12 protein-coding genes and 2 pseudogenes are annotated in these 12,738 nt (G+C 60.1%); 7 read left to right on the top strand and 7 right to left on the bottom strand.

The genetic code is table 11. The annotated features are described in order from the left end of the window. Positions 1–92 precede the first annotated feature (92 nt). Positions 93–1,013: a non-homologous end-joining DNA ligase gene (gene ligD, locus RX330_RS10885; RefSeq protein ID WP_317242989.1), complete on the top strand. Its 921-nt coding sequence runs from the start codon at positions 93–95 to the stop codon at positions 1,011–1,013. Continuing rightward, positions 1,013–1,180: a hypothetical protein gene (locus RX330_RS10880; protein WP_317242988.1), complete on the top strand. Its 168-nt coding sequence runs from the start codon at positions 1,013–1,015 to the stop codon at positions 1,178–1,180. Before ligD (RX330_RS10885) ends, RX330_RS10880 begins: the two co-directional genes overlap by 1 nt. A gap of 46 nt (positions 1,181–1,226) precedes the next feature. On the opposite strand, the pseudogene RX330_RS10875 reads toward RX330_RS10880, so the two are convergent. Next, positions 1,227–1,840 (bottom strand): annotated as a pseudogene (locus RX330_RS10875) (cell envelope biogenesis protein TolA). Positions 1,841–1,985: 145 nt separating this feature from the next. Here RX330_RS10875 and ligD (RX330_RS10870) point away from each other — a divergent pair. Next, a complete protein-coding gene (ligD, locus tag RX330_RS10870; protein ID WP_317242987.1) occupies positions 1,986–2,933 on the top strand; it encodes a non-homologous end-joining DNA ligase in 948 nt (315 codons plus the stop codon). A gap of 84 nt (positions 2,934–3,017) precedes the next feature. Here ligD (RX330_RS10870) and RX330_RS10865 read toward each other — a convergent pair whose 3' ends face one another. The 3 genes and pseudogenes from RX330_RS10865 to RX330_RS10855 form a co-directional block, all read right to left on the bottom strand. Beyond that, positions 3,018–3,482 carry a metallophosphoesterase family protein gene (locus tag RX330_RS10865; RefSeq protein ID WP_317242986.1) on the bottom strand — a complete coding sequence of 155 codons (465 nt, stop codon included), beginning with the start codon at positions 3,480–3,482 and terminating at the stop codon, positions 3,018–3,020. Next, a complete protein-coding gene (locus RX330_RS10860; protein WP_317242985.1) occupies positions 3,479–3,982 on the bottom strand; it encodes an NUDIX domain-containing protein in 504 nt (167 codons plus the stop codon). Before RX330_RS10860 ends, RX330_RS10865 begins: the two co-directional genes overlap by 4 nt. A 64-nt stretch (positions 3,983–4,046) precedes the next feature. Then, positions 4,047–4,980, bottom strand: a pseudogene (locus RX330_RS10855) (Ku protein). A gap of 144 nt (positions 4,981–5,124) precedes the next feature. On the opposite strand from RX330_RS10855, the gene RX330_RS10850 reads away from it, so the two are divergent. Together RX330_RS10850 and RX330_RS10845 are read left to right on the top strand one after the other, a co-directional pair. After that, positions 5,125–5,520, top strand: coding sequence for a hypothetical protein (locus RX330_RS10850; protein WP_317242984.1), 396 nt, complete (start codon positions 5,125–5,127; stop codon positions 5,518–5,520). A gap of 46 nt (positions 5,521–5,566) precedes the next feature. Beyond that, entirely contained in the window at positions 5,567–6,016 is a 450-nt protein-coding gene (locus RX330_RS10845) for a hypothetical protein (RefSeq protein ID WP_317243885.1), read from the top strand. 249 nt (positions 6,017–6,265) lie between these two features. Here the strand turns inward: RX330_RS10845 and RX330_RS10840 are convergent, their stop codons facing one another. After that, positions 6,266–7,300, bottom strand: coding sequence for an IS110 family transposase (locus RX330_RS10840; RefSeq protein WP_085398870.1), 1,035 nt, complete (start codon positions 7,298–7,300; stop codon positions 6,266–6,268). Positions 7,301–7,344: 44 nt separating this feature from the next. On the opposite strand from RX330_RS10840, the gene RX330_RS10835 reads away from it, so the two are divergent. Together RX330_RS10835 and dinB are read left to right on the top strand one after the other, a co-directional pair. Next, positions 7,345–8,094, top strand: coding sequence for an SOS response-associated peptidase (locus tag RX330_RS10835; protein ID WP_317243884.1), 750 nt, complete (start codon positions 7,345–7,347; stop codon positions 8,092–8,094). A gap of 65 nt (positions 8,095–8,159) precedes the next feature. Beyond that, positions 8,160–9,197 carry a DNA polymerase IV gene (dinB, locus tag RX330_RS10830; protein ID WP_317243883.1) on the top strand — a complete coding sequence of 346 codons (1,038 nt, stop codon included), beginning with the start codon at positions 8,160–8,162 and terminating at the stop codon, positions 9,195–9,197. A 266-nt stretch (positions 9,198–9,463) separates the two neighbouring features. On the opposite strand, the gene RX330_RS10825 is transcribed toward dinB, so the two are convergent. Together RX330_RS10825 and RX330_RS10820 are read right to left on the bottom strand one after the other, a co-directional pair. Continuing rightward, complete coding sequence (locus RX330_RS10825; protein ID WP_317242983.1) at positions 9,464–11,029, bottom strand: serine protease; 1,566 nt, start codon at positions 11,027–11,029, stop codon at positions 9,464–9,466. After that, the gene (locus tag RX330_RS10820; protein ID WP_317242982.1) at positions 11,026–12,678 is read right to left on the bottom strand and encodes an alpha/beta fold hydrolase; all 1,653 of its coding nucleotides are present in this window, start codon (positions 12,676–12,678) and stop codon (positions 11,026–11,028) included. Before RX330_RS10820 ends, RX330_RS10825 begins: the two co-directional genes overlap by 4 nt. Positions 12,679–12,738 lie beyond the last annotated feature (60 nt).

Genomic DNA, 12,738 nt, shown 5'->3' with positions numbered 1-12,738 from the left:
TTTGATGACAAACCAACGCAGCAAGGGATTCACGGGTTCCGGAACGATTCGAACTGTGTCAATTTGAATCAGCTGTTGCGTGGAGTTCTTCAGTGGCGTTTCAGCGTAAAAGACCCGCGGCCATCGGCGTGAAGGCGCCGTTGCCCCGCTTCATCGAACCGGCCTTGGCGACCTCGATCGAGAGGGTACCCTCCGGTAGCCGATGGATTCACGAAATCAAGTTCGACGGCTACCGGGTGCAGGTGCATCTGGCCAACGAGTCGGCCAAGATCTTTACCCGGCGTGGCCACGACTGGACGCACCGCTTCAAGAAGGTCGCCCACGATGCCTGGCGCATCAGGGCGAGTTCGGCCGTCATCGACGGCGAGATTGTCGTTCCAGCCGCCGACGGCACGACCGATTTCTCGGTGCTGCAGAACGAGCTCAAGGGCAAGTCGACCAAGATCGTGCTGGTGGCGTTCGATCTGCTCTATCTGAACGGCCGCGATCTCCGGAAGCTGCCGCTCATTCAGCGCAAAGCCGAACTCAAGAAGATCCTAACCGGCACCGACGTCCAGTTCAGCGAATCCTTCGAGATCGAGGGACGCGAGATGTTCGCGCACGCCTGCAAACTCGGCCTGGAAGGTGTCGTGTCGAAGGTGCGAGACGGTCCCTATCCGAAGGGCCGTACAAGCGACTGGGTGAAGAAAACCTGCATCCAGCGCGAGACGCTGACGATCGCCGGCTTCGCGCTCGATGAGGGAAAGTGGGACGGCATCTATGTGGGCCGCCTCAAGGGCGACGATCTGATCTATGCGGGCAAGGTCGATCATGGCTTCGACAAGACGTCCGCCGCTGACCTCCAGAAAAGACTGAAGCCGCTCATCCGCAAGACACAGCCGTACACGAAGCGGATCACACACAGGGGCATCTGGGTCGAACCAAAGTTGCTCGCCGAGATCGAGTACCGCACGAAGTCGGCGGAGGGAAAGGTCCGGCACCCATTCTTCCGGGGCCTGCGGGAGGATTTGTGATGGATGCATTCGATCGCTTCTGGCAGTGGGCCAACAAGCCCTTGGAAAGCCAACTGATGATTCCAGCCGAGCTACATCGGGCCGTCATGGAGCTCGCCCCCGAGGACCGACGGGACCGCGCCGCCGTGAACCGGGCCGCAGCACGCCACCAATATCCCGAATGGTGAGCGCTTGAAGGGGACCGCTGGCCTACGTTCGTGGCTGCCACAGAAACTAACCCCGCGCGCGCCGCAGCGCGGCTTCCAATCGCTCCTTCTCCTTATCCCAGCGGGCTTCTTCGGCCTGAGATCTCTTCTCAAGAGCCTCGATCTCGGCCTGGATGGCGGCGGCCCGCTTTGCGTGCTCCAGCTCGGCCTTGTCCAACGCAGCCTCTCCTTGTCGACCACCCGCTGACGGCGTTCACGCTCCTTCTGCCTTGCGGCCTCCTCTTTCGCCCGTTCGAGCTCGCGGCGCCTTTGCTCCCGTTCGTAGGCGAGAGCGGCCTTGCGCTCCCCAGCCTTGTCGACGGCGCGGGAGAGAGGCTTCTTCGCCTTTGGGCTCTTCGACTTGCGGGAAACTTTCGTTGATCCACCGCCGACAAGATCGGTGGGTAGCTCGGCATGTTCGCTGAAAGGACGATCGGTGCCAACCGGGCGCCTCAGAACGACACCCGGCTTTGTCATGCTCGCAGCGATGACGTCCGGATCGTGGCTCTCCTTCGCCGCGCCCTGGTGGAAGAGGTTGCTGTCGGCGCCCCACGCCTCCAAGGCCGCCTTCATGGATGGCGCGGCGATCGCAAGATCGAAGAAGCCCAGCGAAGTCTGGTAGGTCTTCAGTTTTCTGGCCATCGGTCTGATCCGCGCTCCCCGATCGATCGTCAACGTCGCGCTACGTCACGGCTTCTGCGGAACACGACAAGGCCTCGAAGCGTTCCTTAATCCTTGAAGGACGTCCATGCATTTCGCAACGCGCTCTTAAAGGATTGCCTTTCGAATGAGCCGGACGTCGACCCTGCCCAAGCGCCTGCAGCCGATGCTCGCTACGCTCACCGACGCGCCGTTCGACGACCCCGGCTGGGTTTTCGAGGACAAGTACGACGGATTCCGAATGATCGCCGAAATCCGGCGGGGCAAGGTTGCGCTCTACAGCCGCAACGGCAAGATCATCAGCCGCAGCTATATCGAGGTCGCCAAAGCGCTGGAGGGCGTGAAGGGCGACGCCGTGATCGATGGCGAGCTCGTCGCGATCGGAAAGGACGGCGTCTCACATTTCCAGCTGCTCCAAAACGCACTGCGCCATGAAGCGAAGCTCAAGTATTGCGTCTTCGATCTCATGTTTGAGAATGCAGTGGACTTGCGCAAGCAGCCTCTCCTCGAGCGCAAGAAGCGGCTAAGGGCAATTCTGCCGCGCGACAAGCTGATCGCCTTTAGCGCTCACCGTAAAGGGAATGGTATCAAATTCTTCGGCGAGGCCGAGCGGAAGGGTCTCGAAGGCATCATGGCGAAGCGCGCCGACAGCGCGTATGCGTCCGGAAGCCGAACGGCGGATTGGCTGAAGATCAAGACGGCAAAGCGACAGGAAGTGGTGATCGCGGGCTTCACGGCGCCCAGACGCAGCAGGCCGTTCTTCGGCGCCTTGGTCCTCGCCGTGCGCGAAGATGACGCTTGGCGCTACATCGGTCATGTCGGCACTGGCTTCAGCCACAAGGTCCTGGAAGACATCCATGCCAAGCTCATGAAGCTGACGGCCTCAAAATCACCCTTCCCTGCCAAAGTGAAGGATGAGGCCGCGACGACCTGGGTCAGGCCCTCGTTGGTGGCCGAGGTCAAATTTGCGGAATGGACGAGCAAGGGCGAACTGCGCCAACCCGTCTACCTCGGGCTCAGGTCCGACAAGCGGGCGAAGGACGTCGTGCGCGAGCGAGAACGTCCGCGCAAATAGCGCTTCCCTTCGGGCCTAACCGGCAAACGGAACGAATTGATGCATTCGCCTCCTCCGCTGTGAATTCCCTCCGCGGCCGTATGTTCAGTCCCCTCCGAGGTCGTGGATTTTCGGTCGCACGTCCTCACGCGTGACTTCGAGCGTCGCAAGAGTGATCGGCAGCTTGAAACGCCGGGGTCCCGCGCTGCCGGGATTCAGATAGAGAACGCCATCGACCCTGTCGATCTTCGGCATGTGGGAATGCCCCGAGACGATGACGCCGATGCCGGCGCCGGGATCGGACTTCAGCGTCTTCAAATCGTGCAAAACGTAGATCGACTTTCCCGCCAGGTGCATGAGTTTCGTGTCGGGATATTGGTGGGCCCACTCGCCACTGTCCACGTTTCCTCGGATGGCGGTGACGGGCGCGATCCGGCGGAGCGCGTCGACGATCTCGGGACGCCCGATGTCGCCGGCATGAATGATGTGATCGACGCCCGTCAGGCCTCGTTCCGCCTCGGGCCTCAACAGGCCGTGCGTGTCCGAAATGATTCCAATCCTGAGCATCATTTCCCGGCGCTCTCACCCGCGATCGCCAAAAGACGATCGAGAAGCTCTACCTGCCCTGACAGCATCTTCGTCCGCGCGAACTCGATATCGAACCATTCTGCGCGGTCGACTTCGGGAAAGCTCTGCCGTCGGCCGCTTCGTGGCGGCCATTCGATATCGAAGGTATTGCTGGTCAGCGCCGCCGGTTCAAAATAGCCCTCGCCGGCGAATGCGATAACGCGCTTCCCTCCTCGCTGTCGAATCTCCCCCAGCGCCCGGAGTGGACCAATCGAAGCACTCCGGCCGAGTTCTTCGGCAAACTCGCGCCGGGCGACCTGCTCCGGAGCATCCGCGGCATCGATTTCGCCCTTGGGAATGGACCAGGCGCCATTATCCTTCTTGCGCCAGAACGGACCGCCGGGATGAACGAGCAGAACCTCGAGCCCGCGAGCGCCATTGCGGTAGGCGAGAATGCCCGCACTCAACATCGATCTCCTGGAAGTCTTTTTCAGCGCAGCCATATCGCTCCCTGCCGCGGACGACGAAGTAACGGCCGTCTGGCGCCACTGGATGCTTAGCGTCTCGCTATGCCGACTTCCGCTGCGGTCTGGCCGCCGGCTTCTTCGCTGCGGCCTCCTTGGCCGGTTTCTTGCCGGCAATCGGCATCAGCATTTCCTTCTGCCCGGCCGCCGCTTTGCGCGCCTTCTTGGCTGCCTTCTTCGGCGCCTCTGTCGCTGCCGCCGCGCCTCCGCCGATGCTCTTGCGCAGAGCGTCCATCAGGTCAACCACGTTCTCGCCGCTGGGACGCGCTTTCGCGGTGATGGGTTTGCCGGCGCGCTTCTGGTTGATGAGATCGATGAGAGCGGTTTCGTACTGGTCTTCGAACTTGTCCGGCTCGAAATGTCCCGCCTTCTGGTTGACGATATGCCTGGCGAGATCGAGCATGTCCTTGGTGACTTTGACGTCCTGGATATCGTCGAAATACTCCTTCGGATCGCGGACTTCATAGGGATAGCGGAGCAGCGTCCCCATCAGCCCCTTGTCGAGCGGCTCCAGCGCGATGATGTGTTCGCGATTGGTCAGCACCACCCGACCGATCGCGACCTTGTTCATCTCGCGGATCGTCTCGCGAATGACCGCGAAGGCATCGTGCCCAACTTTGCCGTCAGGGCGCAGATAATAAGGACGGATGAGATATCGCGGATCGATCTCGCTGCGGTCGACGAATTCGTCGATCTCGATGGTTCGCGTGGATTCCAGCGCGACGTTCTCGAGCTCCTCCTTGGTAACCTCGATGAATGTGTCGGTGTCGACCTTGTAGCCTTTGACGATGTCTTCGTTGTCGACCTCCTCGCCGGTGTCGGCATCCACCTTGGCGTATTTGATGCGGTGACCGGTCTTACGGTTGAGCTGGTTGAACGAGACCTTTTCGGATTCCGATGTGGCCGGGATAGAGCGCGACCGGACAGGTGACGAGGGAAAGACGCAGGAAGCCTTTCCAGTTGGCGCGAGGGGCCATGGTGGGGAACTCCGATACTGATGCTGGATTCAAGACGATCCATCCAGCTTGGTTCCGACATCGTGCCCCTTCCACCAGGAGGATTTTTCATCGGAACGGGCCGGAGCGGACTCGACTTTTGTTCTCTTTATGTTCTAATTCAGAATGACCGACCGACCCGCGAGCTGGCGCATGCCGACCCCGAAGCAGATGGAAAAGCTCGCCGCTGAAGCCGCCCGCAGGCGGGGCCCCTCCGCTGCGGCTCCGGATGCGCCCCTCCCAGCCGAATACTGGGAGTCGGTCCTCAAAGACCCTCGTGCCGCCGCGACCGAGGTCCAGATACGGCTGAGACGTCTTTCGGAAATTCAGCGTCACGTGCTGCGCGTCGCCTGCCGCCGCTGCGAGCGGACCGTGGAAATCCAGACCGCCGATGCAGTCCGATTGTATGGCAGCAACGCGGTCTGGAAGGACGTCGCGCAACGGCTGCTCGACAACACCTGCCAGCAGCGCACTGGCAGACATGAAGAAGACGGGTGCTGGCCGGCGCTCGAGACGCCGTAACCCGCTCCGGATCGCCTATCCGATCTCTTTGCACCTGGATGTCCGGATGGCCCCGAAGTATCACCCTACACCGCTGTCGGGCGGCGATCGCAAGGCACTGGCGAAAGAGCTCGGCAAGGCACGGGCGATGGCCAACATTCTCGCGACCCAATCGGCGGAGACGCGGGCGAAGGGGGAAGCGCTCATCCAGCAAGCTGACAGGCTGCTTTGCGAAAGCTGGAACGAGCGGATGTGGTCAGACGGCGAACCGATCGATCCGTCGCCCACCATCGACCAGGCCGTGAATGGAGGCTTCCCTTGGCTTGAGATCAGGTGCGCGCAGTGCAAGACGCCAAGCGACGTCGACCTTGCGGCGATGAAGCACCCGCCGACCACCTTTGTGCACGATCTCGCCAGCCGGCTGCGCTGCCGCAAATGCGCCAAGGCGGGCCGGCGTCCATCCGCGACTCTGCTACAATTGGCCTGGCAGCCGCGCCACCCCCGGACCGAAGCCTGACCGATGTGCAATCTTGTCTGATTGCGGTTGCTGGCACAAGGGTTCAGCTCGTTACCGACAGCCTGCGAGGCTCGCTCTTGTCTACGAGGTCGACGTTCATAGCCGCCTCACGATGGTAGTCCGAAGATCGGGAGCTGCTATCTATTAGGCGCGTGCTGCAGGCACAGAGGTTGCAGCGCAGTCACCCCGACCTCGTCCTCGCAGGACGTCGTCCCGCCTTTTCGGCGGATCCGCTGAATTGCTAATTGATCATGCGGTCGCCTCCTCGCGGGTCCATCGGAACTCGCTTCCATCTGCCCAGATCCGATGCATCACGATCGCTAATTTTCGTGCGACTGCTACGACCGCTCGGCGAAGGCCGCGTCGCTTGGCCACCCTTACACCCCAAGCTTTCAATGCGGACCAACGCTTGGTGCGGGTTAGAAGTGCAAGCGCGGCCTGATAAAGTATGGTCCTGAGCATCACATCGCCACACCTCGAAATAGCGCCATTCCGATCGGTTTCCCCAGATGCGTATTTGCGTGGCGTAAGGCCAAGATGCGCGCCAACATCGCGGGAGCGTTGAAAGCGATCCGGGTCATCAATGGTTGTTAGAAACGTGATTGCCGTCAGTGCACCTACGCCCGGTATCGTCATGAGCCGCTGACATGTCGGTTCGCGGCGTACTATTTCAAGTACCATCTTGTGCAGGACGCCGTACTGTTCACGCAGCGCGGCTCGAGCCACAAGCATTGGGCGCAGCATCGCCGCGAGTCGTGGATGGCCATCTGTGAGTTCATTAGTCTGCTGCTCAAACGTCGCTTGAGGTATACGACCAGATAGCTTTAAGCCGAAGACGCGTAAGACGCCGCGAATTTCGTTCTCGATATCGATCTGCTTGATCAAAAGCGTCTTGCGATTGTTGAGAAGCATTCGTAGCTCCTGGCTCACGTCACCCTTGATATGAACAACGGTGTACCAGCCGACCCGCATTACCTGTGCAATGGCGCGAGCGTCGTTTCGATCGGTCTTAATCGGCATCGTCTTAGTCACGCCACGCAGTCTTCGGGGATCGATGCAGACTGCGTGTAAGCCGGCAGCACGCAGTTCGCTGTACAGCCAACGAGCGAGACCACCAATCTCAATCCCGATCTTGACAATGGGCAATCCGCTTTCGTTGAGCCAAGCAACAATAGCCTCCGGTTCCGAAAGTGCCTTGCCCTCGCGAATGACGACGCCATTCTCGTCCACAACACAGATAGCCGTCTCCTTTAGCGAAACATCCAGACCGACATAGTGCTTCATGTTCCCGCTCCTGCTGCCACCGGCTCGCCGGCTTCCCTTCCAGGCTGAGCCTTTCGAGCAGCAACCGCAATCACCCTCTCTATTCGATCACGACAAACCAGGCCGCCATCATCGCGCTGTTTCGCGTCGTGAGCCGATACGTTGGCAATCTAGCGCCGATGCCGGGGGTCTTTCCCGATTACAAGGCACCGATCGTGCGCAACGGACCCGAGGGGCGCGAACTCGCTACGGCGCGGTGGGGAATGCCATCATCGTCAAAGGCGCTGATGGATGCCACGAAGAAGCGAGCCGAAAAGCTGCAGGCCAAGGGCAAGACCGTCGATTTCAAGGAACTACTGCGGATGGAGCCGGACGGCGGCACGACAAACATCCGCAACGTGAAAAGCAAGCACTGGACGCGATGGCTGGGGGCCGAAAATCGCAGCATTGTGCCGTTCAACTCCTTCAGCGAATTCAACAAGGCCGAGGGCGGTGATATCTGGTTCGCGCTCGATGAAACGCGTCCCCTTGCTTGCTTCGCCGGCATCTGGACCAACTGGACGTCCGTTCGGAAGGTCAAGGAGGGCGAGACCACCAACGATCTCTACGCGTTCCTCACGACCGAACCAAACGCCGAGGTCGACGCCATCCATCCCAAGGCGATGCCGGTGATCCTGACGACGCCGGACGAAGTCGAGACCTGGATGACTGCCCCTCTGGACGAGGCACTAAGGCTACAACGGCCGCTTGCCGACGGCACGCTCCGGATTGTCGCCCGCGGCGTCAAGGAAGACACGGCCGGGCTAACGACGTGACCATCGAGGACGATGACGACCAGGCAGCTTCCCCGGGCCGCCAGCGCAAGATCATCCACGTCGACATGGACGCCTTCTATGCGTCCGTCGAGCAGTGGGACAACCCGGATCTGCGCGGCAAGCCGGTTGCCGTCGGCGGATCGCGCGAGCGAGGCGTCATTGCGGCAGCCTGCTATGAAGCGAGGAAATTCGGAGTGCGCTCGGCCATGCCGTCGGTAACGGCGAAGCGGCAATGCCCGAACATCATTTTCGTGAAGCCGCGCTTCGAGCTCTACAAGGCAGTCTCCCAGCAGGTCCGCGACATCTTCGCCGAGCACACGTCCATCATCGAGCCGCTTTCCCTGGACGAGGCTTATCTGGACGTCACGGAAAACCTGCAGGGGATTCCGTTAGCCCGGGACGTCGCGTTGGCGATCCGTGCGAAGATCAAGGAGGTAACCGGCCTCAACGCTTCGGCCGGCATCTCCTATAACAAGTTTCTCGCAAAGCTCGCCTCTGACCACCGCAAGCCGAACGGCCAGTACGTCATCACGCCTGAGATGGGCCCCGCATTCGTAGAAACCCTGCCTGTCGGCAAATTCCACGGCATTGGGCCGGCAACCAGCGCCAAGATGAACGCTCTCGGCCTCTACACCGGCCTCGACATGCGTAACCAGTCGCTCGAATTCATGCAGGCAAACTTCGGGAAGGCCGGAAGCTACTACTATTGGATCTCGCGGGGCGTCGACAACCGTGAGGTTCGCGCCGACCGGATCCGAAAATCCGTCGGCGCCGAAAGCACTTTCTCCACTGATCTCGGCGACTTCGAGGCGATGGTGTCGGAGCTGCAGCCCCTGGTCGACAAGGTCTGGCGGCATTCCAAAGACAAGGGCCTGCGAGGCCGGACAGTAACGCTGAAGATTAAATTCGCAGACTTCGAGATCATGACACGCAGTAAGTCTGTTCCTTCCGCCGTGTCGAGCCGGGCCGGTCTGGAGAGCCTGATCGTCGCCCTGCTTGAGAACGAAACGCCTCTTCCAAGACCGGTGCGGCTCTTGGGCGTCTCACTGTCGTCGCTACAAACCGAAGATGGCGCGGAGCCACAGCTGGATCTGCCAATCTGAGCAGCGAGCCACGTTTCCAACAACGCCATGTAGGATGCGGCAGTTCGGCTCATGGGGTGCAACAACGACGCATGACCGACCTTCTCGTGGTCTTGTAAGGGCGGCACTGAGTCGCGTCATTGCAACCAGGAGTTCTTTCGAACTGCAGCTATCGATCGGGGCGCATGCCGGTGCTCTGAGTGCTTCTTGATTTTGCAGAATGCACGATCAGGGCATGGGTTTGAGACGGCTCGGTACTGACAAGAACGCATCGTGGTTGGATTCAGTTAAAGGCCACGCACATCGCCATACAAACCAAGCGCGCCTGCGCTTCCGCTGATCCCTGCGTCGCCTGCAGCTCCTACTGGACCAGTATCTCCGCCACCGCCGCAGTGGCTGCCTCCGCCCGCGGCCCCGCCGGGGCCACCTGAACCACCCGGTCCACCCGCACCACCAACACCTGCCATTCCACCGGGTGCGGAGAGCACCAATCTTTGGTCGACCAAATAGTCGGCCAACGATGCGGCATAGACGATTTGGCCACCGTCTCCGCCGCGGCCTCCTCTACCGCCCGGACCGCCTATTCCGCCCTTGCCTCCGGGACCACCATTGCCGGGCGAAACCGCTCCGCCACAAAAGGCATTTCCGCCTCGGTTGCGGCCGGCACCTCCGGCACCACCAGGACCGCCGACACCACCACGCCCGCCCTTTCCTCCAGGTTCGCCGTCTGCGACTATTTGCAATTTCGTATCTCGCGCGAGAGCGAGTTCCTCTACCTCGATCAAATAGGCACCGCTCGCGCGCCCTGACCTCCCGTCACCACCTGGCGCCCCGACCTCACCTTGCAACCCTCTCGCACCGTTCTGGCCATCACCGCCAGCCTGCGTGCCTGTATTGCCCGGGCCACCTTGTTGTCCCGCTGATGGCGCCGATGCTGGCGCGAAGGACCGGATCAGAACCGTTCCGTCCAAGGCCAGCTTCTTGGCTTTGAGTCGCAGGCTGCGGCCGTCGAGAACATATTCGCCGGGTTTGATCGTCACGATCTGATCGGGATAATTGAAAATGACGGTCGCTTCGGTGCCGAGGGATTTCAGACGCGGCGTGATGTCGACAGCATCGCCACCTGTGCCGGGTGATCCAACCTGGCAGCCTGCCGCGTCGCTGGATTGGGGCAACAGCGCGGCGGCCTCCTCGATGCGGACGAATTCCGTAAAACTCTGGCTGGGAAATCTCGGATCATCTTCGCGGTTGATCGACAACCCGAGCACCCTGCCGGTCACGTCGACTGCAGGTCCGCCGCTCATTCCCTTCTGGGAAATCATGTTGCCTTGAAAATTCTGGGCCAATTGGCTGACTGCCGTCTTGCCACCCTTCTCGTCAGCCCAGCCGCCTTGGCCGCCTTCGGGAAAACCAAGGCGATAGATGTCGGTACCGCGAACTTCCTGCAACACGCGGCAATCGGCGCGCTTGAAATCGGCTCCATTGATCTTGATGATGGCAACGTCGGATGGCCCTGGCTTGAACAGCTCGGCGGACCGCCACTGATCTTCGAGATAGCCGTGAATGTCGGGAATTCGAACCTGGATGGTTCGCTTCAGGATTCCGTCGCTGCCCTGAAGCCATTCCGAGTTGGCTCCAATCACGTGGCCAGCAGTGGCGATGAAGCCACTGCTGCGCACAATAACGCCCGACCCGTATCGGGTGTCTGATCCGCCATTCTCCGCCGTGCCGGTCACCCGGATCGCAACAGTGTAGGTCCTGGCAAGTTCGATTGCCTTGGTGAAAGATTGAGGCGCAGCAGGCGAGACAGCAAAACTACCGAGTAACGCCAGCAAAACGGCTCGCCTGTTCATGGTGTCACCTTAAAGTCCCAGGAGGCGACGGCTTCCTTTTGTTTCCCGTCACACCGAAATTCGATCTTGGCATCTCCTGAGACCGTCGGAGCACGGACCTTCGCAGCGAATTTCTGGGTGTAGAAGTCGATTACCCCTCCTCCTCGCGCCCGTTCCTTATCGAAGCTAGGTTGATCGAAAGGCTCAAATTTTATAGCCGCGGAAGCACCGGAGGAGACGATGAGGCCTTCCGCTTCCAAAGTGCGAAGCACCGGGGGACTCTGAATGGGCTTCGAGGTCCTCACCGAAAGCGTCATGGAGAGCTCTTGTTCGGGTAGCAGTACCCTCTCGGAGCCATTCAGCGTGGCCCCGTCGATCTCAAGGGGTCCCTCGGAGGTGTTGCAGGTCGCGAGGGGGGCTGCTGAAATGTTCTCCGGCGGAGTCCGTTCAACCAGCGCTGCCTTCACTTGTTCGATAATCTTCGGATCAGACATGATCCGCTCGTGCAGGGTCGCTCCAGGAAGTCTTCCCAGATCATTGTCCATCATGGCGCTGTAATCGAGGACAGTTCCATCACCCAGCCAGGATGTCACTTTCTTCTTGATCAAGTGATCCTGATCGGCATTTGGTTCATTCGAAAGATATATCTGTTCCGGTGTCTCTTCCTTGACGCCGTACATGTGAGCTACCGCAATCGGAGATTTGCCAGCAGTCAGCGCGCGAAGCCTTGATAAGGCATCCAAACGCGTTTTTAGCAAATCCGGCGGCAACGTGCTCATCCAGGCTATCCTTCTTACGTCCTCTGGCAGGGTCATGTTCAGAGGGATACCTGGCCTTCCGCTGCCCAGCGCGCAGCAATTTCTATAGGTCGGGAACAACTCATAGATCGACGGGAAGCTGAGCACCGTGTCTCGTACCTGCTGCATGGAAACCAGCTGGCGCTGCAGCCAACCCCAGCCGCCCTCAAGAGAAGGAAACATCTCGACCGAACCTTGGAACGGCGTTGATACCGTAACCAGGCGGTGAATCCGCCGATTTCCACCGTTCAGCGATATGGTTACGACAAGCCCACCCATGCTGTGAGCGACGACGTCGAATTGATCCGAATCTCCGAGATGAAGGAGTTTTGCATATTGTTCGATCGCGGCTTCGAAGCGCTCGGCGTTGTCGAAGCTGCTTAATCGCCAGTCGTACGCGAATACGAACAGATTGGTGTCGGGTTTGTAATCCGGAGCAAGTGCGTCGAGAAACTTGCGGTATACGTCCTGTCCGAGGTGTCCGAAGTACACGAACTCGTCAATTGGCCCGCACGCCTCGACCCGCACCTTTGACGTGTGGCCATCGGCATCGAGCTTGAGCAGAGGAAGCTGCTTCCAAGCTGACACCGATCCCCACAGGAGTTTTTTTGGATCGCCGTCCTCACACAGCTTGCTCCCGAATATACCGGGTACAAAGATCAGTGGCCGCCTTGATCTATCCTGAGCGATGGCGTTGGCGGGAAACCAGGACATCATCGATGCAATCGTAAGGCATACACCGATCGAAGCGAAAAGCGGGCCGACCAACCTGGATATTCGCAAGAGATGGAGGTGCAGTTGCAGCTTGCCGCGCATGCCGGTAACGCAGACCAAACTCTCAACTGCAATTCTGTGAATGCCATACAGAGGCATGCATCCCCCTGGATCTAACACCGACAGATTGTAGTCAAGATTACTTTCTAGCAAGGGGGT

The sequence above is a fragment of the Bradyrhizobium sp. NDS-1 genome, assembly GCF_032918005.1.
In the GTDB taxonomy this organism is placed as follows: domain Bacteria; phylum Pseudomonadota; class Alphaproteobacteria; order Rhizobiales; family Xanthobacteraceae; genus Bradyrhizobium; species Bradyrhizobium tunisiense.
The sequence above is the reverse complement of the archived record's forward strand: the minus strand, read 5'-3'. Positions and strand labels throughout refer to the sequence as shown.

What these genes read in the sequence shown, in the direction of transcription:
- RX330_RS10840 (WP_085398870.1), bottom strand. Translation starts at nt 7,300, where the DNA reads ATGAAGCACTATGTCGGTCTGGATGTTTCGCTAAAGGAGACGGCTATC.
- RX330_RS10860 (WP_317242985.1), bottom strand. Translation starts at nt 3,982, where the DNA reads ATGGCTGCGCTGAAAAAGACTTCCAGGAGATCGATGTTGAGTGCGGGC.
- RX330_RS10845 (WP_317243885.1), top strand. Translation starts at nt 5,567, where the DNA reads ATGGCCCCGAAGTATCACCCTACACCGCTGTCGGGCGGCGATCGCAAG.
- RX330_RS10850 (WP_317242984.1), top strand. Translation starts at nt 5,125, where the DNA reads ATGACCGACCGACCCGCGAGCTGGCGCATGCCGACCCCGAAGCAGATG.
- dinB (WP_317243883.1), top strand. Translation starts at nt 8,160, where the DNA reads ATGGACGCCTTCTATGCGTCCGTCGAGCAGTGGGACAACCCGGATCTG.
- RX330_RS10820 (WP_317242982.1), bottom strand. Translation starts at nt 12,678, where the DNA reads ATGCCTCTGTATGGCATTCACAGAATTGCAGTTGAGAGTTTGGTCTGC.
- RX330_RS10865 (WP_317242986.1), bottom strand. Translation starts at nt 3,482, where the DNA reads ATGATGCTCAGGATTGGAATCATTTCGGACACGCACGGCCTGTTGAGG.
- ligD (WP_317242987.1), top strand. Translation starts at nt 1,986, where the DNA reads ATGAGCCGGACGTCGACCCTGCCCAAGCGCCTGCAGCCGATGCTCGCT.
- RX330_RS10880 (WP_317242988.1), top strand. Translation starts at nt 1,013, where the DNA reads ATGGATGCATTCGATCGCTTCTGGCAGTGGGCCAACAAGCCCTTGGAA.
- RX330_RS10825 (WP_317242983.1), bottom strand. Translation starts at nt 11,029, where the DNA reads ATGAACAGGCGAGCCGTTTTGCTGGCGTTACTCGGTAGTTTTGCTGTC.